This is a genomic window from Arsenicibacter sp. R0_47 (genome assembly GCF_057652235.1).
Genome location: NZ_JBYFCJ010000018.1, coordinates 16,925 through 42,169 on the forward strand (window position 1 = coordinate 16,925; position 25,245 = coordinate 42,169).

At 50.0% G+C, this 25,245-nt stretch carries 24 protein-coding genes; 17 read left to right on the forward strand and 7 right to left on the reverse strand.

Features of this window, described 5'->3' with window-relative positions; all coding sequences use genetic code 11:
- Window positions 1-190: 190 nt before the first annotated feature.
- Window positions 191-2,080, forward strand: coding sequence for a sodium:solute symporter family protein (locus tag AC23NW_RS23900; RefSeq protein WP_487452611.1), 1,890 nt, complete (start codon window positions 191-193; stop codon window positions 2,078-2,080).
- A gap of 70 nt (window positions 2,081-2,150) precedes the next feature.
- Here the strand turns inward: AC23NW_RS23900 and AC23NW_RS23905 are convergent, their stop codons facing one another.
- Window positions 2,151-3,299, reverse strand: a complete 1,149-nt coding sequence (locus tag AC23NW_RS23905; RefSeq protein ID WP_487452613.1) for a TIGR03364 family FAD-dependent oxidoreductase — start codon at window positions 3,297-3,299, stop codon at window positions 2,151-2,153.
- 173 nt (window positions 3,300-3,472) lie between these two features.
- Between AC23NW_RS23905 and AC23NW_RS23910 the strand changes: the two genes are divergently transcribed.
- Window positions 3,473-4,195, forward strand: a complete 723-nt coding sequence (locus AC23NW_RS23910) for an HAD family hydrolase (protein ID WP_487452615.1) — start codon at window positions 3,473-3,475, stop codon at window positions 4,193-4,195.
- 44 nt (window positions 4,196-4,239) lie between these two features.
- On the opposite strand, the gene AC23NW_RS23915 is transcribed toward AC23NW_RS23910, so the two are convergent.
- Entirely contained in the window at window positions 4,240-5,814 is a 1,575-nt protein-coding gene (locus AC23NW_RS23915) for a hypothetical protein (protein WP_487452617.1), read from the reverse strand.
- Window positions 5,801-6,394, reverse strand: a complete 594-nt coding sequence (locus tag AC23NW_RS23920; protein ID WP_487452619.1) for an RNA polymerase sigma factor — start codon at window positions 6,392-6,394, stop codon at window positions 5,801-5,803. The genes AC23NW_RS23915 and AC23NW_RS23920 overlap by 14 nt, the downstream gene beginning before the upstream one ends.
- Before the next feature lie 183 nt (window positions 6,395-6,577).
- On the opposite strand from AC23NW_RS23920, the gene AC23NW_RS23925 reads away from it, so the two are divergent.
- From AC23NW_RS23925 to AC23NW_RS23955, 7 genes are all read left to right on the forward strand, one after another.
- On the forward strand, window positions 6,578-7,360 hold the full coding sequence (locus AC23NW_RS23925; RefSeq protein WP_487452621.1) for an SGNH/GDSL hydrolase family protein: 783 nt from the start codon (window positions 6,578-6,580) through the stop codon (window positions 7,358-7,360).
- Window positions 7,361-7,373: 13 nt separating this feature from the next.
- A complete protein-coding gene (locus AC23NW_RS23930; protein WP_487452623.1) occupies window positions 7,374-7,784 on the forward strand; it encodes a Rieske 2Fe-2S domain-containing protein in 411 nt (136 codons plus the stop codon).
- 43 nt (window positions 7,785-7,827) lie between these two features.
- Window positions 7,828-8,631 (forward strand): PepSY-like domain-containing protein, encoded by an 804-nt coding sequence (locus AC23NW_RS23935; RefSeq protein ID WP_487452624.1) that lies wholly within the window; start codon window positions 7,828-7,830, stop codon window positions 8,629-8,631.
- Window positions 8,632-8,731: 100 nt separating this feature from the next.
- Window positions 8,732-9,679: a hypothetical protein gene (locus AC23NW_RS23940; protein WP_487452626.1), complete on the forward strand. Its 948-nt coding sequence runs from the start codon at window positions 8,732-8,734 to the stop codon at window positions 9,677-9,679.
- Window positions 9,680-9,930: 251 nt separating this feature from the next.
- Window positions 9,931-10,986 carry a Kelch repeat-containing protein gene (locus AC23NW_RS23945; protein ID WP_487452628.1) on the forward strand — a complete coding sequence of 352 codons (1,056 nt, stop codon included), beginning with the start codon at window positions 9,931-9,933 and terminating at the stop codon, window positions 10,984-10,986.
- Complete coding sequence (locus tag AC23NW_RS23950) at window positions 10,976-11,305, forward strand: DUF4907 domain-containing protein (protein WP_487452630.1); 330 nt, start codon at window positions 10,976-10,978, stop codon at window positions 11,303-11,305. The genes AC23NW_RS23945 and AC23NW_RS23950 overlap by 11 nt, the downstream gene beginning before the upstream one ends.
- Window positions 11,306-11,321: 16 nt before the next feature.
- Window positions 11,322-12,641 (forward strand): DUF4270 family protein, encoded by a 1,320-nt coding sequence (locus AC23NW_RS23955; protein ID WP_487452632.1) that lies wholly within the window; start codon window positions 11,322-11,324, stop codon window positions 12,639-12,641.
- Between the two features lie 56 nt (window positions 12,642-12,697).
- Here AC23NW_RS23955 and AC23NW_RS23960 read toward each other — a convergent pair whose 3' ends face one another.
- Window positions 12,698-13,600: a glycosyltransferase family 2 protein gene (locus AC23NW_RS23960; RefSeq protein WP_487452634.1), complete on the reverse strand. Its 903-nt coding sequence runs from the start codon at window positions 13,598-13,600 to the stop codon at window positions 12,698-12,700.
- A gap of 321 nt (window positions 13,601-13,921) precedes the next feature.
- On the opposite strand from AC23NW_RS23960, the gene AC23NW_RS23965 reads away from it, so the two are divergent.
- Window positions 13,922-15,403 (forward strand): type III PLP-dependent enzyme domain-containing protein, encoded by a 1,482-nt coding sequence (locus AC23NW_RS23965; RefSeq protein ID WP_487452636.1) that lies wholly within the window; start codon window positions 13,922-13,924, stop codon window positions 15,401-15,403.
- A 203-nt stretch (window positions 15,404-15,606) separates the two neighbouring features.
- Here AC23NW_RS23965 and AC23NW_RS23970 read toward each other — a convergent pair whose 3' ends face one another.
- Both AC23NW_RS23970 and AC23NW_RS23975 read right to left on the reverse strand, forming a co-directional pair.
- Complete coding sequence (locus AC23NW_RS23970; protein WP_487452638.1) at window positions 15,607-16,125, reverse strand: D-glycero-alpha-D-manno-heptose-1,7-bisphosphate 7-phosphatase; 519 nt, start codon at window positions 16,123-16,125, stop codon at window positions 15,607-15,609.
- Window positions 16,126-16,282: 157 nt separating this feature from the next.
- Window positions 16,283-18,895, reverse strand: coding sequence for a valine--tRNA ligase (locus tag AC23NW_RS23975; RefSeq protein WP_487452639.1), 2,613 nt, complete (start codon window positions 18,893-18,895; stop codon window positions 16,283-16,285).
- 237 nt (window positions 18,896-19,132) lie between these two features.
- Here AC23NW_RS23975 and AC23NW_RS23980 point away from each other — a divergent pair, with 237 nt between their 5' ends.
- The 7 genes from AC23NW_RS23980 (at window position 19,133) to accC (ending at window position 24,914) form a co-directional block, all read left to right on the forward strand.
- Window positions 19,133-19,678 carry a YceD family protein gene (locus AC23NW_RS23980; protein ID WP_487452764.1) on the forward strand — a complete coding sequence of 182 codons (546 nt, stop codon included), beginning with the start codon at window positions 19,133-19,135 and terminating at the stop codon, window positions 19,676-19,678.
- Window positions 19,679-19,759: 81 nt separating this feature from the next.
- Window positions 19,760-19,954, forward strand: a complete 195-nt coding sequence (gene rpmF, locus AC23NW_RS23985; RefSeq protein WP_293842460.1) for a 50S ribosomal protein L32 — start codon at window positions 19,760-19,762, stop codon at window positions 19,952-19,954.
- A 254-nt stretch (window positions 19,955-20,208) separates the two neighbouring features.
- On the forward strand, window positions 20,209-21,153 hold the full coding sequence (plsX, locus tag AC23NW_RS23990) for a phosphate acyltransferase PlsX (protein ID WP_487452641.1): 945 nt from the start codon (window positions 20,209-20,211) through the stop codon (window positions 21,151-21,153).
- A gap of 133 nt (window positions 21,154-21,286) precedes the next feature.
- Window positions 21,287-22,276 (forward strand): beta-ketoacyl-ACP synthase III, encoded by a 990-nt coding sequence (locus AC23NW_RS23995; protein WP_487452643.1) that lies wholly within the window; start codon window positions 21,287-21,289, stop codon window positions 22,274-22,276.
- Window positions 22,277-22,357: 81 nt separating this feature from the next.
- Window positions 22,358-22,921: an elongation factor P gene (gene efp, locus AC23NW_RS24000; protein WP_293842468.1), complete on the forward strand. Its 564-nt coding sequence runs from the start codon at window positions 22,358-22,360 to the stop codon at window positions 22,919-22,921.
- A 79-nt stretch (window positions 22,922-23,000) separates the two neighbouring features.
- Window positions 23,001-23,471: an acetyl-CoA carboxylase biotin carboxyl carrier protein gene (gene accB / locus AC23NW_RS24005; protein WP_487452645.1), complete on the forward strand. Its 471-nt coding sequence runs from the start codon at window positions 23,001-23,003 to the stop codon at window positions 23,469-23,471.
- 99 nt (window positions 23,472-23,570) lie between these two features.
- Window positions 23,571-24,914 (forward strand): acetyl-CoA carboxylase biotin carboxylase subunit, encoded by a 1,344-nt coding sequence (gene accC / locus AC23NW_RS24010; protein WP_293842473.1) that lies wholly within the window; start codon window positions 23,571-23,573, stop codon window positions 24,912-24,914.
- Between the two features lie 58 nt (window positions 24,915-24,972).
- Here the strand turns inward: accC and AC23NW_RS24015 are convergent, their stop codons facing one another.
- Entirely contained in the window at window positions 24,973-25,209 is a 237-nt protein-coding gene (locus AC23NW_RS24015; protein WP_293842476.1) for a hypothetical protein, read from the reverse strand.
- Between the last annotated feature and the right edge of the window lie 36 nt (window positions 25,210-25,245).

Here is a 25,245-nt window from a genome sequence, read left to right on the forward strand (position 1 = left end):
ATATATTAAAAATTAGCTTTTATCAATAGAAATATGCATTCAGCGTATAGCGATTACTATTCAGCGTAGTTAATAAACTAAAATTAATATATATTTTACAATTGAATGATAAAAAAGTACCATTTATAGGGTAAACTCCCTGCCGGGTTTTATTTACTTTTAACAAACCGATTGCACGCTGTCTATACGCATGAAACTGAAGGGGTTGGATATAAGCATCCTTGTCATTTATCTGATTTTAGTGGTTGTTTTAGGGCTGGTCCTGAAAAAGCGGTCTGCTAAAAATAAGGAAGCCTATATGCTTGGTGGAAAGTCGCTGCCCTGGTATATGCTTGGTCTGTCAAATGCGTCGGATATGTTTGATGTCTCGGGTACCATGTGGATGGTCATGCTGGCATTTGTCTATGGCCTGAAAAGTATATGGCTCCCGTGGCTATGGCCCGTATTCAACCAGGTGTTTCTGATGATGTACCTGTCGGTCTGGCTGCGCCGGTCAAACGTGGTAACCGGAGCCGCCTGGATCGGTACGCGTTTCGGCAGCGGACCGGGCGTCACGGCATCGCACGCCATTGTGGTCGTATTTGCCCTGCTGAGCTGCCTGGGATTTCTGGCTTATGGCGTTGTGGGTATCGGCAAGTTTGTGGAGATATTCATACCCTATCACGAGGTTGCGCCTTATCTGCCGTTCCGCTTTCCGGCGTCGTATCTGCCCCATCTTTACGGAATCACGATCTCGGCATTTGCTGTGTTCTACGCCATCCTTGGCGGAATGACCAGCATTGTGATCGGCGACCTGATGAAATACCTGATTATGAGCATTTCGGCTGTTGTTATTGCTGCTATTGCCATGCAGCATTTACAAACACAATCCCTGCGTGTGCCGGAAGGCTGGCTGAATCCGTTTTTTGGCCGTACACTCGACGACCTGAACTGGACCGGCATCATTACGGAGGTTAATGCCAAAATTGCGGCCGATGGCTTTTCGCTGTTCGGCGTGTTTTTTATGATGATGACCTGCAAGGGAATACTGGCCAGTCTGGCAGGCCCGGCGCCGACGTATGACATGCAGAAAATCCTGTCAACAAAATCGCCCCGGGAGGCGGCCAAAATGAGCGGTCTGGTATCGGTTGTGCTGTTGCCCGTGCGCTACGCCATGATTATCGGGTTTACGGTTCTGGCACTGCTGCATTATGATCAGCTCAATCTGGCTTCGGCAAAAGGTATTGATTTTGAACGGTTGCTGCCGTCTGCAATTCTCCGGTTTGTACCGTCAGGGTTAATGGGGCTGTTACTGGCCGGACTGCTGGCGGCGTTTATGGGCACCTTCGCCGGTACGCTGAATGCGGCACAGGCTTACCTTGTCAACGATATTTATCTGAAATACCTGCGCCCTTCGGCCGATAACCGTCAGATTATCCGGATGAACTACGCTGTCGGTTTGCTGGTCGCCTGTGCCGGAATCGCGCTGGGCGTATTTGTGCGTGATGTGAACAGCATTCTGCAATGGATTGTCTCAGCCCTGTATGGGGGCTATGTGGCGGCAAACGTCCTTAAATGGCATTGGTGGCGTTTCAATGCCAGCGGTTTTTTCTGGGGTATGCTGGCGGGTATTATTCCGGCGCTGATTTTCCCGTATGTCTTCACCAATGTTCTGGAACTGTACTACTTTCCCTTGCTGTTTCTGTGCTCCCTGGGCGGTTGCGTTGCCGGTTCACTGCTGACGCCGCCAACGGATATGAATACTCTGAAAACGTTTTACCGGACTGTCCGGCCCTGGGGATTCTGGGGGCCGGTACATGATCGGGTTGTTGCGGAGGAGCCTGATTTTGTCCCCAATAAAAACCTCGGTATCGATGCGTTTAATGTGGTAGTGGGTGTTATCGCTCAGTGTACGCTGACCCTTCTGCCGATATACCTGGTTTTAGGCATGCACAAGGAGCTGGGCCTGACGCTTTGTGTGTTGCTGGTATGCAGCCTGATTTTAAAGAAAACGTGGTGGGACCGGCTCTCCGCCGAAGCGCCGCCGGAAATACACCGGACAGGGTATAACAGGATGGGGATCTATCTGCGGCAGGAATGATTTTTTCTGACAGGATTACAGGATAAACATGATTTTGACGTACATCCGGTAATCCTGTCAATAACACGCATTAGGCGAAAAGCCGCTGAATGCTTTCTTCGGCATAGCCGCAGCTGCTGGTCATACCTTTACCGCCGATGGCTGTCCGGATATGAATCAGTGTATCCGGATCATGCTCAAATAAGTTGCCTTGCGGTTCCTGCGCATAATATCCCGCCCATGTCTCCGTGATGGCCGATACATCGAACGTAACAATCCGGTTTGCCTCCCTGATCATCAGCTCGTTGATATACTGAACGTTGTTGAAACCCAGTTCGCCCAGCCGGCCGACCGGTGCGTATTCGTGCGAGTCGCCGACGATAATGCTGCCGTCAACCGCTTTTTTGAAGAGAATATGAATGCCCCATTCTCGGAGCTCCTGCAGGTAGTCCGGCGTTTTCAGACCGGCGAACGAAGGACATTCCGAAAACGACTCGTACCGGCGGATGGTTAGTCCCGTCAGAATATTCCCTTCGAGCGGAACCGACGGCATGGCCACCGTGCGCATCATCTGTAGCTTGCTGACGACAATACCACTATCCGTAAATACCTCCGGAAACAACAGATTAAATTCGTGCCCGCCACAAATAAGTAACTGGCCTGCTGTCAGCTTTTTACCGCCGGCCAGACTGACCGTAACCTGTTGGCCGTTGCTGTCGCAGCCGACAACAGCCGAATTATACAGGAACCTCACATTGGCAAACTGGTCCTGCATATACTGTTGAAGCCGGTGGATAAACAGGTTAGGCTCCACACTGATTTCCTGCGGGAAAAACAGCGCCTCGCGGGCGTAGCTTTCGCGGATAACCGGGTATTTCTGAAGAAGTTGCCGGGTTGATAACAATTCGCCTGCATAGTCTTTATCCGAGAATTGCTGCTGTACCTCATGAAGCAGTTGTTGCTCGTCGTCGTCAGAGGCGATGTAGACAGAGCCATTCTGCCGCACCGACAAATCGGCTTTTGCCTGAAGGGCCTTGTAGATTTCCAGACCGCGCCGGCCGTATTCGAACCAGCGTCCGGTCATCCCCGACGGTACTACCTGCCCGAAATTCCGCACAGTAGCCTGCTGCGCGCGGTCATCTTTTTCCAGTACAAGTACCTGTAATCCCCTGGTCGCTGCGTGGTAGGCATGAAACGTGCCCAGAATACCCCCGCCAACCACAATCAGATCGTATGCCATGTTCAAAAGGTCAATTGACGGGCAAAAATATACCTTGCCTTTTAATTAGGTGTTGATTTGAGGCTGCTTATGGTAAATAATAACACTAAAAAAATATACCTGTGCGTAAGCGTGCTTTATTTTGTGAAACAGTACAGCAACGTCTTATTCATAGTACTTAACTGTAGAAAGCAATGGCCATCCGATTGGTTGTTTTTGATATGGCGGGCACTACGGTGCGTGACCGGAAAGAAGTAGAAACGTGTTTTGCCAAAGCAGCACGACAAACCGGCCTGACGGTTTCCGATGAGCGGATTACGGCCGTGCAGGGCTGGTCTAAGCGGTTTGTGTTTGAAACACTCTGGGGCGAACAGCTCGGTACAGACCATCTTGAGTTGACGGCTCATGTCGATGAGTCGTATGATCTTTTCCGGCAGATTCTGGAAGAACACTATCAGACGGAGCCGGTGTATCCGACCGAAGGCTGCCTCGATACCTTTCAGTGGCTGCACGATCAGGGAATTGCCATTGCCCTGACAACGGGCTTTTACCGCAAAGTAACGGATATGATCCTGCACAAGCTGGGCTGGGATGCCGGCCTGAACGATCAGCGGACCGGCACGCCCGATAGCCTGATTCAGATGTCGGTGGCGAGCGATGAGGTAGCCGCCGGCCGGCCGGCACCGGATATGATTCAGAAAGTAATGCAGACACTGAACGTTACGGATCCGGCTGAGGTGATAAACATCGGTGATACACCGTCCGATCTGGAGTCGGGTCGCCGGGCGGGAGCGCGGCTGAGCCTGGGCCTGACGAACGGTACGCATACGCATGCGCAACTAGCCGCCTGTCCGAACGATGGCCTGTTGGCCTCACTGGCTGAGCTGCCGGCGGTAATCAGCGCGTTAAACGCATAAAAAAAGGGGCGCCTTGCGGGCGCCCCTCTGCTCATTCAGTGTAGTTATAGATTATAGAATATCCGTAACCGTACGCCGGCCGAAGTAGAATTCAGCGAGTAGGTATTGGTAATGATCGGAACCGATAGATACGGACTAGCCTGTATTGACGCATGCCGTAATGTTTTTTCAATCCCTACAGAAACCAGCATGTTATGCATGTATTTCTTCGGATACTGAATTAACAGAGTAGCATCGGTAAAATCTCTCGGACCCCGCATATAATTAAAGGCAATCCTTTCGCGGTTGTCGATATTGATACTGGCACCCACGGTCGGCGTTACTGCCCAGTATTTAGGCAGGTTCAACCGGTAACCAATCGTAACCGGCACTTGCCAGGTCATGGTTTGCCGCGTAATGTTCAGGATCTGAAACTTCGGATCAATACCACCAGCATAATATTTCCGGAAGTTTTGCTTGGTTTTGCTCTCATAGTGTTCATCCGTCAGGAATGACCCGCCGGAAAGATTTACGCCCATGAGACCAACACCGGCAATCCAGTTTTTGCCCAGCCGGAGTTCACCGGAAATGCCGGCTCCCCATTGTTTAACCCCGTATGTACCGCCGGCACCGATCCGCCAGTGCCAGTCGGGAATCGGTTCTTTAATAACCGGTGCCGTACCGGCGAAGGCCGGCATCAGCATACGGCGCATACGCCGGGTAATGCGGCTCATCCCTTCTTCATAGTACACTGAGTCGACCGTCAGCAGGTGAGATTCCAGTTCTTCGACATTGGCCAGACCCCATGCCTGTCGTTCAGGCTGTCCGGCATTCATGCCGGCTGGCTGCGATGGGTAGGTATAGGCTGAGGTACTGGACGATCCGCCGTTACCGCCATTGCCACCGGCATAATTGCCGGAGCGCTGGTTGTACGGGTCATAAGTACCCCCTTGCCGGTTAGCCTGCCGGTTGCGGCCGGCTGCATATTTCGGGGAGCCGGTTTCCTGCCGGAAGTCTCCGTTGCGGAACCGGTTTTTTGATGTGTTACCGGCATTGGCCAGATCAGCAGGATTACCTGCATTTACCGGATTTGATACGTCAGAAGTAGCAGTTTTTTCGTTAGCTGACTGGTTAGGTGAGTGAATGGATGGTACTGCATTTGCTGATTGTTCAGTATACTGCGTTTCGGCCGGTGATCGTCCATAGGCGAAATGCTCAGATGGCTGTCGTTTCCGGAACGACGGGTCAACGGGGTCATCCGACAGTTTGCCATCCCATGATGGCATGCCTGAACCGGTGCCCGGCCGGTCGATATACCGCGTGATATATACCGTATCAGTCTTCTGTAAAACCGGTGCCGGCGCCTGTTTCAGCTCGGTTACCTTATTCTGCAGAGTCTGTACTTCATTATGCAGCTGCTCATTGGCGCTGTACTGGACGTAAATAATCGCGGAAAGTCCTGCGGCTGCCATCATTCCGGCACCGGGCAGGACCCATTGAGGAAGCGCTGGTTGAAAGACCCCTCCGCCATGCATCTGCATTGTACGCTGCATCTGCACCCAGTCTTTATCACGGAAAACCGGCTCATCGACGCTTTCCATTTTCCGGCGGATCTGGTCGCTGAATTTATCGGGTTTCATGAGGGGTCGTTAGAAAAAAATGAGGATAATTCATCTTTATTAGTTGCTGAAGTCGTTGCCGCGCACGTAGAAAGTGTGACCGGACGGTAGCCTCATTTGCGGGTAGCAAATCGGCTACTTCACGTAAACTATAGCCATCAATGACATGTAAATTGAATACTGTCCGCCAGGCCGGCGGCAGCTCCTGTACGAGTGCTAAAATCTCGTCGGCAGTAATGTAGCTGACTACATCATCGTCGAACGGGACATCCGGTACATTGTCAAGTCCGATGTGCGGATCAAACTTGTGAAATTTCCGGTAATAACTGATTGCTGTGTTGACCAGGATTGTGCGCAGCCAGGCTTTAAAGGGCTGGTTTGTGTCGTACTGCTGGATATGCTGGAAAACTTTCAGAAAGCCTTCATTCAATACTTCTTCAGCCTCTTCAATAGTAGACGAATAGCGCAGACAAATGCTCTTGGCGTAGCCGAAGTACTGTTTAAAAAGTACCCGCTGTGCCTGAGCACTGTTCTCCCGGCAGGCAATAATGACGCTTAACAGGTCATTCTCCTCAAATTTTGTGCGCTTACGGAACAGCAAGGACGATAAGATTTTAGTAGATCATTTACCAACACTAGTATGTACGCTAAACAGGGAACGAACGTTGCAGAAGAAAGCGGAAATTTTTTAACAAAAAATAAGAAAAAAATCACGATCCCTGCAACGCGGGCCTGAATACCGGCGTAATGATGTTTGAAAGCCGCTAAAAATGGCCAGTCAGATATGATTACGAAGCATTTAAAGATATTAGTGATCGGTGGCAGTACTGCCCGGGGAGAAGCCTTAGGTGCCGGAAACAGCTTTGCCGAACAGTTTGCGCGTCGTATTGAACAGTCTGGGCAACAGGTATTTATTGAATACCACACACCAATTGATCTCAATAAGGTTACGAATGTGCTCTATTACCTGAATATTCACCGGTATGACCTCATACTGCTGCAGATGGGCCATTCGTTTTTGACAGAGCCTGAGCACTTCGGTGAATTACTTGCCCGCAAAACGCATCAGCCGGCAAATACGATGATTCCGTGTGTAGAGGAGACGGTCGTGATGCCTGTCGGCGGCGGCTGGTTCAGCAACGTAAAGGGATGGGTGAAAGCCGGTATGCTGCATCTGCTTAATTCGGTCAGCCGTATTGGCCGGATGCGCGATCTGGTGTATTACCTGAGCGATGCGCTGCATTATCTGCAGCCCTATGGCTACAAGGTTGTTCTAATGACGCCGGTACCCGACCAGTCACCCGTAACGGGCTGGCTACGCCGGGAAGGCCGGAATCTGTTTGTGCGTATGGGTGGGGCCTATGGCGTTCCTGTATTTGATACACAGGCACATATCGGAAAAGGCGACGAATATTTTGCCGCCCCGGCCGGCAATCGCCTGAGTGCGGTAAGCCAGGAATTACTGGGCAGTGAGTTATACGATTTTTATGAAAGCCTGATGGCCAGACAACGCCGGGAAGCCGCAGCCCGGGCCAGTTTCCGGCGCAGGCTCCCCCGTGACAATTAATTAATAGTACAGAATGATGAACCGGTATGAATTTCTTAAATCGCTTGGTTTTGGCGGTGCCGCGCTGATGGTGTTGCTGACATCATGCCGACAGGAGGAGATCGTGAAACCGGATGGACCAGTAGATTTTGAACTCGATCTTGAATCGCCCGATAACGCCGTATTACGGGTCAAGGGCGGGTATGTCGTCGCAAACGGTGTTGTTGTGGCCCGTACGTTCCATGGGCTGTTAGCCGCTGCAAACCGGACCTGCAGCCACCAGAAAAATAACACCGTAGTCTTTCAGGATAATGAATTTTATTGCCCTGTTCATGGTGCCAGATTCGATTCAAAAGGCTTCGGCCTGAACGATTATGGTAAAAACGGATTGCGTGTCTACAAAATCATGCCGCTGCCGGATAACAAAATACGTGTCTTCTCTTAAGTTTCAATTCAATTATACGTTAACCGCTTAATTTTTAGGTACAATGAAAAAGCAATTAGTGCTTGGGCTCCTTGCTATTGGTTTTGCCCTGACTATGAATGCCTGTAACAATGATCAATCATCAGTATCTCCGGATGATTCCGCTACGGCTACAGGAGCAGCCCGCGCTGCTACAGACTCGGTCGGCTTTCACAGCAAGAAAAAGCTGACAAAAATCGAGACCTCAGCGCTCCCGTCGGCTGTAAGCAGCTACATCACCACAACTTATGCCGGTGCTACCGTTGATTATGCCGCTAAAGATGACGACGGCAACTATTTTGTCGGTATTACGCAAAACGGAACACGAAAAGCACTTCTTTTCAACGCTGATGGTACGTTTAACCACGAACTGGCGCTGAAAAAAGGACCTGGCAAAGGACCGGGTGGTAAGCGTGATAGCCTGGCTCAGGTAGCGATTACCTCTCTGCCGTCGGCGATTACCAGCTACATCAGCGCCAATTATGCCGGAGCTACCGTCAATATGGCCGTGAAAGATGACAATAGAGGTTATCTGGTCATGATCACGGTAAATGATACCAAGAAGACCTTGTTATTTAATACCGATGGTACGTTTAATCAGGAGCTGGTTAAGGTATTGCGCGGTAAAGTAACCGAAGTGGCTGCCGCTGATCTGCCTGCCGCGATCACGACGTATATTACTACCAATTACGCCGGGGCAACGGTGAAAAAGGCAGGAAAACTGACTGATGGACAGTTTGTGGTGATGATTCAGCAAACAAGCGGCAAACCACTTAGCCTGCTGTTTGCAGCAGACGGCACATTCAAACAGGTGCTGAAACATCGTTAAGAGACCATTTATGTACCGGAGCTCCGGCTCCGGTACCGTTTATATATTTTTTCTGATCTGATCTTATCGAACAAAACTTTACATCATTCAGTGAAAGACCATGAAACGCCTGGGCATTTTTGTTTGGCTGTTAATGGAAGGAATAACGGGGTTTGCGCAAAGTGTTACGGAGTATTATCAACCTCCTGCCGAGCGTCTTGGCCGCCTAAGTCCTTTACTGGAAACCCCCGACTGGGATCAGAGTAAGCGTAAAACTGCCTATAAACAGGCCAACTTTGAGCGGTTGTTGGCCCGCTACGGAAACGCTTACATTACTGACCGGTGGTATGTGGGGCTCGATGGTTTTTTGCGTACCGATAAAAGCGGACTAAGCCAGACATTCAACGGCTTAGTATCAACAAAGGCTGTCAGCCAGTTAGGCTGGAGTGCTATGATCGGTTGGGTCGGGCGGGAAAAATGGGCTGCAGAAATTGGTTACGCCCGATCCGCCGTTCATACACTGTTTATCATTAACCAGCAGTCGCCGTTACGGATTCAGGCTGATAACGACAAACAGGGCATTGTATTCAGAGGCAAGCGGCTGATGCGTTTTCAGCAGCTGCCTCAGCTGAACGGTAAAGGTGGTTTATGGCTGGGACTAGGCTTCTGGCTGTTACCAAATGCGCCGAAAGACCCCTCAACGGTGCATTTAGTAGGCTATACGGCCAGAAATCCCCGCAGCCGCCCTGACACGTTGCGGCTGGTGTCTAACACCACGGTCAGTCCGCATGTGACAGGCATGATAGAGGCCTCGGCTGAATATACAGCCCACGTCGGCAGACGTACAGAGATGAGTTTTTTTGTCCGCAGAAACTGGGGACTTGGCAGTTCACTGACAACCAACCTGACTTATCAGGTGAACAGTAATGAATTGCAGACGGCCTGGTTGCGCGGAAAGGGTACAGGCTGGTCAATCGGGATTGCGTTGCGGTATAACTACGCACGGCAATATGACCTGAGGGGGATGCACCGGATCGGTGATTTACAGGGAAACCGAAAGCAGAAATAACCTGATGAATGGGCCTCAGATACGCATTTGAGGCATATTCAACTGCTGAATATTTATATGTGGAGTAGTAAAGGGCATCTGGCATCTGCTGGTGCCCTTTTTTGTTGGCGGGTCGTTGCAGCCGGCTTGTAATTAACCTTTTTTAACAAAATTATAACCTTATCCCTGCAACAGACGGTTTGGGCCGGACGTACGGAAGTAGACAAAGGCCTTTGTACTCGTACTCAATTTTAAACCTAACTAGTTGCCGTATGAACAATTTACAACAACGCACTACCGTTCAGCAGCGCAAGCAAAAAACGTTTTATTCAAGAAATACAGTTGTCGGGGCCGTCAATGGCCTGACCATGGTGATGGCATGGGTTTTAGCCGGTGGGTTTTTAGTTAGCTGCGCGAGCAGTGATTCAACGAGCCCGCTGGGCGACTGGCGTCACCGGTCAGATTTTGAAGGGGTAGCCCGCAACGCACCGGCCGGTTTTGTGATTGGTAATGTGGCCTATGTCGGTACCGGGTCTAATGCGGACAATGAGCGTCTGAAAGACTTCTGGGCCTATGACAGCAACAAAAATACATGGACACAGCTGGCAAATTTCGGGGGTGTGGCACGGTATGCCGCCACCGGTTTTTCGGTAGGAAACAAAGGATATATCGGTACAGGGCTGGATGTGAACAGCGACCGCCTGAAGGACTTCTGGGGATACGACCCTACCACAAATACGTGGAAGCAGACGGCTGACTTTGGCGGAACAGCCCGCCGCAATGCGGTTTCATTTACGGTTGGCAGTAAAGGCTATGTCGGTACCGGTTTTGACGGCAATTACCTGAAAGACTTCTGGGCGTATGATCCGGCAAGTGACCAGTGGACAAAAGTTGCCAGTTACGGCGGCGCCAAGCGCATCGGGGCGATCAGCTTTGTCATTAACGGACTGGCGTATGTTGGTACCGGTAACAACAACGGTACCGCTGAAAAAGACTGGTGGGCGTATGATGCCTCAAGCGATACCTGGATTGAAAAAGGTGATTTCGAAAGTGATGAACTGGTGGCCCGTAGCTATGCCGTCGGGTTTGCGATTGGCTCAAACGGTTACGTGACACTGGGCGACGGCACAACGACAGTCTGGAAATATGACCCGGTTGCGGATAGCTGGAGTGAAAACGGTACGTTCGAAGGCGCCACTCGGGCGTATGCGTTCGGGTTTGCCATCAACGGGAAAGGCTATGTAACCATGGGTAGTAACGGCACGAGCCGGTTTGATGATTTGTGGGAGTTTGATCCAACCGTAGCCCAGGATACCAGTGAAAACTAAACGGCTTAACCTGACAAGGCTGATTATTGTTGTGGCAGGCCTCGCCGGTTTGCTGGCTTTCCAGTACTATAAGAGCAAGCCGCAGTATCAGCTTCATGTGTTTAATACACGGCAGGGCTGGGGCTATACCATTGTCAGTCACGGCGATTCGCTGATTTACCAGCCGACTATTCCGGGCGAGGCCGGCCGGAATGGATTTGCACGGGCCGAAGACGCCCGGCAGGTTGGTCAGCTTGTCATTCAAAAAATGGAAAACGGTCATTTTCCCCCGACGCTAACGCAGGCCGACCTTACTCAACTGGGCGTTACGGCCCACTAGACAATACCCAAACTACATGATGCGATCCTTATTTCGCTCCGGCCTGCTGCTTGCAGTTGCCGGAGCCTCGCTGATGTCATGCCTTTCCGGAGACCCCGATGTCGGGCAGAGTGTTATTGATCCTTATCAGTTACAGACACAGCTGGTGGATTCCATTACGGTAAAAACCTATACCGTGATTGAGCCGGATTCGTTTGTGACAGCCACCGACAGCAGCATCCTGATCGGGCAATGGGCCGATACGCAAACGGGCAGGCTTCTGGCAAAAGGCTATGCGTCAGTAGACTATGCCACCCATTCACTGGCAGATCAGGCCGGTGTCCGGTTTGATTCGCTGGTACTGGAACTGCCTTATTCGTTTTCATACGGCGATACGACAAAAGCGTTTACCCTGCGGGTGCATACCTTGCAGGGTGCGCTGTCGGCAGGGGCCACGTATTACAACTACAGCTCGGCCGCATATGAACCGACACCGCTGGTCAGCAAAACCTTTGTTGCTTTGGGACGGGGTGAGAACCGGCAGATCCGGATGCGTTTATCGGATGCGCTGGGACAGGCCTTCTTTGCAAAACTGGTCAGTAAGGAAATCAACGATACCGAAACCATGTGGGCCTACTGGAAAGGATTTGCCTTTACCAACGGAACAACTGACAACGTTATCTGGGGGATTAATACCTGGGCCGAAGCAACCGGCCTGCGGCTGTATTATCACCTGACCGATATGGAAAAAACGGTATCGTCGGTGCGGTTTCCGTTGGGGGGGACACATTTTACGCAACTGACTAACGACGCTGCCGGCTCGGCCATGCAGTCGCTTAAGTACAAACCACAGGTGCTGGCCAGCACGGCGACGGGGCATCAGACAGCCATCGGTGTGGGGGTTGGCTTCCGGACACGGATTGAGTTTCCGTACCTGAGTCAGTTTGCCAAACCGGATGCCTATCTGGGGCTGAATCTGGCACAGCTGCAGATCAGTCCGGTGCGGAAAGTACTCTATGATAATACGCCGCCACCTGACCAGCTGGCACTTTATGAAACAAACTCGCAGAATGAGCTTGTCAGTACGGTACCGGCGCTGGCCACCGGTGCTACCAGTGCCGTAGCCGCCTATCAATACCTGCCGAATGAACTGGAATTGTCAGACATGTATGTGTTTGATATTACGAAATACATCGGCGATATCCTGAAAGGCGATGCCGTTAACCGGCCCCTGATACTAACCGTGCCTGCGAGTACCGTCAGTCTGAAAACAGCGCTCCGGCGGGTGATGGTTGGCGATCAGGAATTGTCAACTGACCGGATCCGGTTACGGATTATCCTGACATCAGGACTTTGAGGTATAAAGCCTCCCTGCGAACGACCGTTGCCGTTGCAGGGAGGCTTTTTTCAGAATCAGGCAACCTGATAGCGCAGGCTTTCGCGGGTTGGCGCCCCGCGTAAAATAAACCACGCCAGACGTACATTCCGGCCGTTTTTCAGGCACCGGCGGCCAATCTTGATCGTATAAAACAACCGCATGATCAGCTGCACCGGCCGGCCGGTATGTTTCCGGAAATAGTGAAACAACGATATGTAGTACTCTTTCTCGGCGGCCGGCCCCGGTGCTGTGCTGCCGCCGCCGATGTGCAGGAATTTTACATCCGGCACCAGAGCAGCCTTCCAGTTTAACCGGCGGAGTTTCAGGCAAAGATCTTCTTCTTCGCAATACAGAAAATACGACGGATCAAAACCACCCGCCTCCCGGAATGCCTTTGCCCTGACAAACAGGGCACTACCCATAATGACCGGTACCTGTATCGGTTCATGATACGTTTTCCCGCGTTTCGGGTATTCTGCCGGATTGAACCAGCGTACCACGGAGTGCCCTAACAACTTGGAACCGACAGTGGGAAAATACGTAAACGACGGATCAGGATTACCGCAGGGACGAATCATTTGCCCGGTGCAGATGCCGACATCGGGATGAGTATCCATAAACCCGGCCAGGCGGTGGCACAGGTCATCCAGCAACAAACAGTCATTATTCAGGAAGAAATAATACGCCGAAGCGGGATCTGCGACCTGCAACCCGAATAAATGCCCGCCCGAAAAACCAAGATTACGGTCACTGCGGACAAGTTTGAGCCGTGGATCCGGCAGTAACGCGGTAAGCTTCTCATAATCGCTGACAGACGAGCCGTTATCGACTACAATTATTTCATAGTCAGACGTTACACTCTGCTTTCTGACTGATTCAACACAATCCAGCGTGTGGTGGCTGGAGTTGTAGTTGATGACAACAAGGGAGATTTTCATGATAAATAGGGATGCGGCCTACTTTAGTTATGGTTAGCTTTTTTACTACGCACATAATTGCAGCATTATTGTGCCCGCCGGATAGAGTCAAAAAATGGGTTTACGGTTGGGAGGCGGGCCGGCAGAAAATAGAAAACGGGATGGAACGTTTTATTTTTTTAGTAAGGAGAGAATCAAAAAACCGTATTTTTATGTTTTCTCCATATGCAGAAACGGTATTGCTTTATAGCTAAATTTCTGCCATTTTCGCAGGCTTTTTTTTAGGACTTACAAAACGCGACCGCACGAGCGGACTGCCTATTTTATGCGCCGGACAAAGGGATGAAGACCTACTACGACCTCATTGACCAGACGTTTGAATTCCCGACATTAGAATTCAACGTTGAGAACGACTCACTGTTGTTCAACAATGTACCGCTGATGGACATTGTTAAGGAATACGGTACGCCACTCAAAATCACGTATTTGCCGAAAATTACGGAGCATATTGAGCACGCTAAGCTGCTGTTCAAGAATGCCATGAAACGGCACAATTACAAGGGGAGTTATACGTACTGTTATTGCACGAAGTCATCCCATTTTCGGTTCGTGCTCGACGAGGCACTGAAGAATAACATTCATATCGAAACGTCGTCTGCCTATGATATTCCCATTATCCGGGAGCTGTATAACATGGGCAAGCTAAACCAGAATACGTATATTATCTGTAACGGCTACAAACGGCCCCTGTATACTCAGTATATCAGCGAGCTGATCAATGATGGCTATACCAACTGTATTCCGGTTCTCGATAACCTGAAAGAAATCGAAGCCTATGAGTCGGCGGTTACCGCAGAAACCGTAAACCTTGGCATACGGATTGCTACAGATGAAGAACCGAACTTTGCGTTCTATACATCACGGTTAGGCGTTCGTTACAGCGATGTCAATGAGTTATACCGGAGCAAAATTCAGCATAGTAAGAAGTTCAAGCTCAAAATGCTGCACTTCTTCATTAACACCGGTATTAAAGACAGTGCCTATTACTGGAGTGAGCTGAGCCGCTTTATGTATAAGTACTGTGAACTGCGTAAAATTTGTCCTGATCTTGATTCAATCGACATTGGGGGTGGTCTGCCGATTCAGACGTCGTTCCAGTTTAAGTACGACTATCAGGCCATGATCGATCAGATTGTTGAGAGTATTCAGTGGATCTGTAATAAAAATAACGTACCGGTTCCGCATATATTTACCGAGTTCGGTAGCTATACAGTAGGCGAGAGTGGTGCGGTAATTTATAGTATCATTGATCAGAAGCTCCAGAACGATAAGGAGTTATGGTATATGATCGACGGGTCGTTTATTACGCAGTTGCCGGATTCGTGGGGACTCGGGCAGAAATACATCATGCTGGCAGTAAACAATTGGGACAATCCGTATCAGAAAGTCAATCTGGGTGGACTCACCTGTGATTCCCATGACTTTTATAACACGGAGGCTCACAGTGCCGACTTGTACCTGCCTATTTTTGATCAGGAGGTAGAAAACCAGTATGTAGGTTTCTTCCACACGGGTGCTTATCAGGAGTCACTGGGCGGATATGGCGGTATTCAGCACTGTCTGGTGCCGGCTCCGCAACACGTTATCGTCGATAAGGATGAGAACGGTAATTTCCGGACCCGGTTATTTGCTCCTGAGCAAAACAGCGAAGTAATGCTGAAGATACTCGGCTATAATTCAGCGGAACCAGGACCAACTGAGCTTGATGCCACCGAGGCTGCTGATGAACGGGAAGAACAGGAAGAGTTAATAGAAAAAGACTGATAACATGAAAAAGATTTTAGTTCTTGGTAGTCTTCTTGCTGTGCTGACTATGAGTGCCTGCGCCCGTAAAGGCGCGTGTCCTGCTTATGGAACAACGCAGAAGGTGACTCCGGCATCGCAGCAAACCGCTTAACGTACCGCGCCCGTCACCAGCTCAGCCGCTTCTGAAGATAATTCCTCTTCAGAAGCGGCTGATTGTTTTGTTACTGTTCCAGCACCAGTTCAGCGGCTTTCAGTAGATCCGTAGCATGTTTGTCGGCTACCGCCGGCTGGTTCGGAATCTGGTGATTGATATAAATTGTACGGACGCCCACCCGCTTTCCGGCCTGCATATCGCGCAGCGCATCACCGAAAATCCACGAGCTGTCGACGTCGATATTGTATTTGGCAATGGCTTTCTCCAGCATAAGCGAATCCGGCTTCCGCGTCAGCGAGCGGCTGGTATAATCCGGATGATGCGGACAATAATAAATATCGTCAATCAGGTTGCCGCAACAGTCCTGGAGGTAGCTGTGGCAGCGCATGACATCATCACGTGTGTATAGTCCTTTAGCAATACCGGCCTGGTTGGTGACTACAATCAGCAGATAACCGGCATTTTTTAACAGACGAAGCCCTTCCGCTACGCCCGATGGGATAACCATGTCCTCTACGCGGTACACGTAATCAGAACGATCTTCATTCAGGACCCCATCTCTGTCCAGAAAAACGCACTTATTCATAGATAACGAGTAATTCCCTTAGCTTCTACTTTCTTAACTCTCTTACAAGAGTACTATTTATTATTTAAAAATTGTAATAAAAGTAAGGGTGTGAGTAAAAAAATGATTTTGTACCGGAATGAAAAAGCCCGGTTTGCAGACCGGGCTTTTTCTATACTTACTTTAATGTAGCAAGGCTTTCCTGTAAGGCTTTAATTTTAGCCTCGGCGTCGGCCAGCTTTTGCCGTTCTTTATCAACAACATCCGGCTTGGCATTGGCCACAAACCGTTCGTTTGACAGCTTTTTGAGCACTGAGTCGCGGAAACCGATTGAATACGCCAACTCTTTTTCCAGGTTAGCGGCTTCCTGTTCGGCATCGATTTCGCCGGCGATGTCAACAAAAAACTCATCACCTTTAATCACAAACGATGTGCCGTTTGCTTTGTCTGATACGAATGAAACGCCGGATACCATCGCCATTTTTGCAATCAGACTCTCAAAGCGTGCAAACCGCTCTGATGTTTCCGTTTTAATCGCCAGCGGCAACGGTGTTTTCGGACTGATCTGCTTGCTGTTCCGGATATTCCGGATATTGGTCACTACGTCGAAGAGCAGCTCAAAATCAGCCAGTAACGTATCGTCGACACCGCCTGCCTGCGGGAACTGGGCCAGACAGATCGTTTCACCTGGTTGCCGCTCGCGGATTTCCTGCCAGATTTCTTCCGTAATAAACGGCATGAACGGATGTGCCAGACAAATCAGCTGTTCGAAGAAGTTGATTGTGGCGTCGTACGTTGTCCGGTCAATCGGCTGCTCAAAACCAGGCTTGATCATTTCCAGATACTGCGAACAGAAATCATCCCAGATCAGCTTGTAGATGGATTGCAGTGCATCCGAAATCCGGAATTTCTCGAAATGGTCATTTACCTCAACCAGCGTCTGGTTTAGCTTGGCAGCAAACCACTGCACCGGCAACCCGTTTGCGCCGCCATCGACAACCGACCAGCCTTTAACGAGCCGGAAGGCGTTCCAGAGTTTATTGTTAAAATTCCGGCCCTGCTCACAAAGTTTTTCGTCGAACAAGAGGTCATTTCCGGCGGCCGAGCTGAACAGCATACCCGTACGTACGCCGTCGGCCCCGTACTGCTCGATCAGCACCAGCGGGTCCGGCGAATTACCGAGCTGTTTCGACATTTTACGGCCCAGCTTGTCGCGTACCATGCCCGTAAAATAGACGTTGCTGAACGGCTTCTGTCCCTTGTATTCGTAACCGGCGATAATCATCCGGGCAACCCAGAAGAAAATAATATCGAAACCGGTAACGAGCGTATTGGTCGGATAATAATACTTGATATCTGCATTATCCGGGTCTTTCAGCCCGTCGAATACCGACATCGGCCACAACCACGAGGAGAACCACGTGTCGAGTACGTCTTCGTCCTGCGTCAGGTCGGCTTCCGTCAGGGCAAATAACTGTAGCTCACGCTGTGCCTTCCGGAGCGCCTCCCGCTTGTTTTTAGCCACGATGATGGTCCCGTCCTGCATATAGAACGCCGGAATCTGCTGGCCCCACCACAGCTGCCGGCTGATACACCAGTCGTGCGGATTTTCCATCCAGGCACGGTACATATTTTTGAACTTCGGCGGTACCAGCTGAATTGTGTCATTCATGACGTTTTCGAAGGCGGGCTTCGAAATATCCTTCATTTTCAGGAACCACTGCAGCGAAAGCTTCGGCTCAATAACGGCATTGGTACGTTCCGAGAAGCCGACATTCGATTTATATTCTTCGGTTTTTACCAGGTAGCCTTTTTCTTCGAGGTCTTTCAGAATGGCTTTGCGGGCGGCAAACCGATCCATACCGACGAAAATCTGCGCTTTGTCGTTCAGGGTACCATTATCGTTCAGAATATCAATAACCGGCAGTTTGTGTTTGATGCCCAGTTCGTAGTCATTCTGATCGTGTGCAGGCGTAACTTTCAGACAGCCCGTACCGAAATCCATCGTTACGTATTCGTCCGTAATGATCGGGATCGCCCGGTTAACAAGCGGAATCAGTGCTTTTTTGCCGTGCAGGTGCTTATACCGTTCATCGTTCGGGTTAACGCAGATGGCCGCATCGGCCATGATGGTTTCCGGCCGGACGGTGGCAATGGTAATGAATTCGCCTTCGCTGCCGTCAATCGGGTACTGGATGTACGACAGCTTCTGCTGCACCTCCTTCATAATTACCTCTTCGTCGGAAACGGCCGTCAGCCCCTGCGGATCCCAGTTGACCATCCGGACGCCGCGGTAAATCTGACCTTTTTCGTACAGGTCAACGAAGACATCGATTACCGAATCATAGAGCGCCGGCTCCATGGTAAAGCGGGTCCGGTCCCAGTCACACGAAGCGCCCAGCTTCCGAAGCTGTTTCAGGATAATGCCGCCGTATTTGTGCGTCCATTCCCAGGCGTGTTCCAGAAACTTCTCACGGGTCAGGTCATGCTTGTTGATGCCCTGTTCTTTCAGCATGGCAACCACCTTGGCTTCGGTGGCAATACTGGCATGGTCGGTACCGGGCACCCAGCAGGCATTTTTGCCTTCCATCCGTGCTTTCCGGATCAGTACATCCTGAATCGTGTTATTCAGCATGTGGCCCATGTGCAGGACCCCCGTTACGTTTGGCGGCGGAATAACGATGGTATACGGCTCCCGTTCGTCGGGAGTTGATTTGAAAAACTGATTATCCAGCCAATACTGGTACCACTTTTCCTCAATGTCTCTGGGATTATATGTTTTCGAAACCATGCAGCTTGAAATTTGTACCGATGTCCGGAAAATGTGCGGGAACAAACACGTAACGGTTCCCGGACGGATTTGTCGCGGACAAAAACAATTCTACAAAAATAAAGCCCTCCGGGAAATAAACCGGTGCTAATAAGAATTCTCTTGATTAATAAGGGGTTTAATCCGTAGTTTTTTGAAAAATCTTTCTCTGGTCAAAAAGATTTCGTATCTTTGCGGCCTTATTAGCGGAAGACTGTGGTGAACGAGTTGCGCAAATACGACATCCATATTATCGGGCTGGAAGAAAAACGGTACGAGTATGACTTTGAATCGGGCGATACCTTCTGGGAAGCGCTTGAGCAGGAGTTGGTTACGAAGGGTACTGTGCATACGCATCTGACACTTGATAAATCGTCGACAATGATCCGGCTGGATTTTCATATCCGGGGAACTGTCGAGCAAACCTGTGATCGCAGTCTGGATCTGTATGATGAGCCAATTGATGTGCAGCACCTGTTGCTGCTGAAGTTCTCGGATCATAACGAAGAGCTGACAGATGAGATTGAGCTGATTGAGCGGAACACAGCTACGATTAATGTGGCCCGGTACATTTTCGAATTCATCGGTATTTCACTGCCCATGAAGCGGCTTCATCCCCGCTTTCGGGATGAGGAGGAAAACGACGATGACCCGGAAAGCGACGTGAAGTTAATTTATCGTTCGGATGCGGACGAGGCCGTAGATGAAGACCAGCCACCGGTTGATCCGCGCTGGGAAGCACTCCGGAAACTTAATAATAATTAAACGGTATAGTTGTACTGTTTTTCAGAAAGCAGAAAACTATACGACTATACAACTACAAAACTTAGATAACTAAACAAAGCAATGGCACATCCCAAACGACGTCATTCCAGCACTCGTCGCGATAAGCGGAGAACTCATTATAAGGCAACAGCCGTAACGCTGTCAACTGACGCAACAACAGGCGAAGTACATGAGCGCCACCATGCCCACGTATACGAGGGTAACCTGTATTACAAAGGCAAAATGATCATCGAGAACTACGCTCCTGCAGCTTAATAGTTCTGAGATTCATGTAAAAACAAGGCGGTTGATACTGGATGCTGGTCACCGGATGTAAGATGACGAAGATTTTCTTCCCGTCTCACATTCAGTGTTCAGCATCTTTCTTGTATAGGGTGTATGGTCGGGTTTTGCTGTCGTCGAACCAAAAGATGACGGTAAAAGCTTTTTTATTGTTCCTGACCTACTAATTTTATGCGATTATTCGTAGCCTTTAACAAACGTGCCGTCCGGCACGACGCAAAAAGTCAATGAAAATTGCCATAGATGCAATGGGCGGCGATTTCGCTCCTGATGCTATTGTCGAAGGGGTGGCCATGGCCGCTAAATCCGGGCTTCCGGAAGGAGTAACGCTTGTACTGATCGGAAATCAGCCGGTAATTGAGCCGTTGCTGGTGAAATACGAAACGCCGGCAAACAGCCCGATTGAGGTTGTACATGCAGACGAGGTTATCGGAATGGGTGAACACCCGACCAAAGCGCTTTCTCAGAAGCCCAATTCCAGTATCGGAATTGGGTTTAAGCTTTTAAAGGAAAAGCAGGTGCAGGCTTTCTGCAGCGCCGGTAACACCGGAGCCATGCACGTAGGTGCCCTGTTTAGTGTGAAAGCAATCGAAGGTGTTATGCGCCCTTGTATTGCCGGATTTGTTCCCCAGCTGGCCGGCGGCTATGCCGTTATGCTCGACATCGGGGCAAATGCCGATTGTAAACCGGAAGTGCTGGCGCAGTTTGGTGAATTAGGCTCTATCTATGCCCAGTACACCTTCCAGCTCGACAGTCCGCGGGTAGCGTTAATGAACATCGGCGAAGAAGAGCAGAAGGGATCGCTTATCGCACAGGCTGCTCATCAGTTGCTGAAAGAAAACCGCCGGATCAACTTTATCGGTAATATTGAAGGGAAAGATATGTTTACCAACAAGGCCGATGTCATCGTGACAGACGGTTTTACCGGAAACGCACTCTTCAAGCTCGGTGAATCTTTTTATAATGTAGCCAGAACGCGGCAGATTCAGGATGATTTTATTGCCAAAACCAACTATGAGTCGGTTGGGGGCAGCCCGATTGTGGGGGTCAACGGCAACGTAATCATCGCACACGGGATCTCGTCTTCGCTGGCTATCAAAAATATGATTAATCTGGCGATCCGGCAGGTGGAGTCGGATGCCTATACTAAAATAGCACAGGCGTTAAGTTAGTGATGAAGGTTTGTCCGGTAAGTTGGAAATGCAGCAGGCAAGTGGCCGTATATCAGCCGGTTGTCGGTGTTTCTATATATACTGAAAACGTAAAACCTGACTTTCTTCTGTTTGATAGTACCCTCCCGAGCCTATGATGACGAGTAAAGCGGCCATTACCGGAGTACATGGTTACGTACCTGATTATGTATTAACCAATGCGGAGTTAGAACGCATGGTGGATACAAACGATGAATGGATTACCTCCCGCACAGGTATTAAAGAACGCCACATTCTAAAAGGCGAAGGGCTCGGCACTTCCCACATGGCAGTGAAAGCCGTTGAGGGATTGCTGGCCAAAACCAATACCAAACCGTCGGAGATTGATCTGCTTATCTGTGCGACAACAACGCCTGATTTTGTTTTCCCGGCCACGGCAAACCTGATCTGCGACATGACCGGCATCCGGAATATCGGCAGCTTCGATATTCAGGCCGCCTGTTCAGGCTTTGTGTATGCCCTGACTATTGGCAGCCAGTTTATTGAAACGGGGAAATACAAAAAAATCATCGTTGTCGGCGCCGACAAAATGTCGTCAATCGTTGATTACACTGACCGGACCACCTGTGTTCTGTTCGGCGATGGGGCAGGGGCGGTTATGCTCGAGCCAACCACCGACGAATTTGGCATCCGCGATTCGATTATCCGGTCGGACGGGGTTGGTCAGCATCATTTATTTCAGAAGGCAGGCGGGAGCCGCTATCCGCCTACGCACGAAACTGTTGACAAACGGTGGCACTATGCCTATCAGGACGGGCCGTCTGTTTTCAAATTTGCCGTGAAAAACATGGCAGAAGTATCGGCCGAAATCATGGAAAAGAATGGCCTTAAGGGGGATGATGTTGCGTGGCTGGTGCCGCATCAGGCAAACAAACGCATCATCGACGCCACGGCCAACCGCATGAACATCGGCCCTGAAAAAGTAATGCTCAACATTCATAAATACGGTAATACTACCGCAGCCACCATTCCACTCTGCCTGTTCGATTATGAATCGCAGCTTAAGAAAGGTGATAACCTCATTCTGGCCGCGTTTGGCGGCGGGTTTACCTGGGGTGCCGTTTATGTCAAATGGGCCTATTAACTGATTACAGATATGCAGCAAACACTTCTGCTGCGTTCTCTGAAATCGTCAAACGAAAACCGAAAATCGTAAACAAGTTTTATGGCAACGACCGCAGACATCCGTAATGGATTGGTTCTCAACTACAACCACGATCTTTTCCAAATTACTGAATTCCAGCACGTAAAACCTGGTAAAGGTGCCGCTTTCGTACGGACAAAACTGAAAAGCCTTACTACCGGACGTGTTATTGATAACACTTTCAACTCTGGCGCAACGATTTATCCGGTTCGGGTTGAGCGTCGGAAGTTTCAGTACCTCTATAAGGATGAGGCCGGTTTTAACTTCATGGACCAGGAGTCGTTCGATCAGATTAATATCGACGAGAAAATGGTGACCGGTGCTGACCTGCTGAAAGAAGGTCAGGAAGTTGAGATTCTGGTTAATGCCGAAACGGAGGTTCCGCTTACCTGCGAACTGCCGCCTTTCGTTGAACTGGAGGTTACCTACGCAGAACCAGGCATTAAAGGGGATACGGCTAACAGCCCTAAAAAGCGGGTTGAAGTAGAAAGCGGCGCAACGATCAACGTTCCTCTGTTTATCGAACAAGGTGATAAAATCCGGGTTGATACCCGTACATACGATTACGTTGAACGTGTAAAATAGGGGATAGCCGGTTTTTGATTGACGGCAATTACATAAATTGCTAACCTTTTAAACTTCAGCCCCCTAACCCCTGAAACTCATGGATACGAAAGACATTCAGAAATTAATTGACTTTATCTCACAGTCGGGTCTTGATGAAGTAAACATCGAGACAAACGACCTGAAAATCAGTGTTAAGCGTTATAGCGGCGTTGTAGCCGCACCGGCACCCGTAGCTGCGCCGGCTCCTGTAGCCGCAGCGCCCGTAGCGGCAGCCCCTGTCGCAGCAACTCCGGCGGCAGCGCCTGCACCAAAAGCGGACACGTCAAACTACCTGACCATCAAATCGCCGATGATCGGTACGTTCTACCGCTCAGGCAGTCCGGACAACCCTTCATTTGTAGAAGTTGGTGATGAAATCAAAACCGGAAAAGTGGTTTGTATCATCGAAGCCATGAAACTGTTCAACGAAATCGAATCTGAAATCTCAGGTCGTATCGTAAAAGTGCTGGTCGAAAACGCTACGCCTGTAGAATACGATCAACCATTGTTTCTTGTTGAACCTATCTAATCTAATGAGTGAATGAGTGATTGAGCGAGTGAGTGATTTGTTAGCCAATAACGGTCTTTTCACTCTTCGCTCAATCACTCATTCGCTAATTCACTCATTATGTTTAAGAAAATATTAATCGCCAACCGGGGCGAGATTGCACTGCGGATTATCCGGACGTGCCGTGAGATGGGCATTAAAACGGTAGCTGTGTATTCAACCGCTGACCGGGACAGCCTGCACGTACGTTTTGCCGACGAGGCCGTTTGTATCGGTCCGCCTGTCAGCAAGCAATCGTATCTGAATATACCAAACATCATTTCTGCGGCCGAAGTGACGGGTGCTGATGCCATTCACCCCGGCTACGGCTTCCTGTCTGAAAACGCGGAGTTTTCGCAGATTTGTGCCGACTACGGCATTAAGTTCATTGGTGCAACAGCTGAGCAGATTAACGCCATGGGCGATAAGGCAACGGCTAAAGCAACGATGAAAACGGCGGGTGTACCGGTTATTCCCGGTTCAGAAGGCCTGCTTGAGTCTGTAGAAGAAGGAAAGCGTCTGGCAGTCGGCATGGGATATCCGGTGATCATCAAGGCAACTGCCGGTGGTGGTGGCCGTGGTATGCGGATTATCAAAACCGAAGCGGATTTCGAGAAAGCATGGAACGATGCACGGGTAGAAGCCGGTGCCGCGTTCGGCAATGACGGCCTCTATCTGGAGAAATTCGTGGAGGAGCCCCGTCACATTGAGATCCAGATCGTTGGTGATCAGTATGGTAAGGTGTGTCACTTGTCAGAGCGTGATTGCTCGATTCAGCGCCGCCACCAGAAACTGGTTGAAGAAACGCCGTCGCCGATTATCTCGCCGGAGCTTCGTGAAGAAATGGGTCAGGCTGCCATCGCCGGTGCGCAGGCAATCGGGTACGAAGGTGCCGGAACCATTGAGTTCCTTGTCGACAAGCACGGCAAGTTTTACTTCATGGAGATGAACACCCGGATTCAGGTAGAACACCCGATTACGGAAGAAGTGACTGATTTTGATCTGATTAAAGAGCAGATCAAAGTTGCTGCCGGTGTACCGATTTCTGGCCGGAACTATACGCCGAAACTGTATGCGATGGAATGCCGGATTAATGCCGAAGATCCGGCAAACGGATTCCGTCCGTCGCCGGGCAAAATCACCAACCTGCACATGCCGGGTGGTCACGGTGTACGGGTAGACAGCCACGTGTACGCCGGTTATACCATTCCGCCGAACTATGACTCGATGATTGCTAAACTGATTGTTTCGGGCCAGTCGCGTGAAGAAGTGATTACGCGGATGAAGCGGGCATTGCAGGAGTTTGTGATCGAAGGCATCAAAACAACGATTCCGTTCCATATCAGACTTATGGACGATCCTGGCTTCCAGTCGGGTCAATTCACGACTGCGTTCCTGGAGACATTCGACTTCTCTAAGTTATAATACCCGTTACGGGGACAGGAAAGCCGGTACCTGCTCAGGGTATCGGCTTTTTTTATGGTTAATTCTGCCGTTGTGCGAGCTGACGAAGCAAAAACGTAGTGTGTTCCCATAAGGGTAAATCTGCATCCAGTTGCTCTGTTGTTGTCCCGAGCAGTGCCATCATTTTTTCCAGCCGCGCTTCGAGCATGATCAGGCGGTCGTTGGTGCGGGTCAGGTGGGCATTATATTCGTCTTGCCAGCGCATAAATTCAGCACAGCGAAGCTCCAGTCGTTCGATACGTTCTTTGTCGGTCATGGTTATATGAGGCTTGGCTTACAATATAGCGATTTC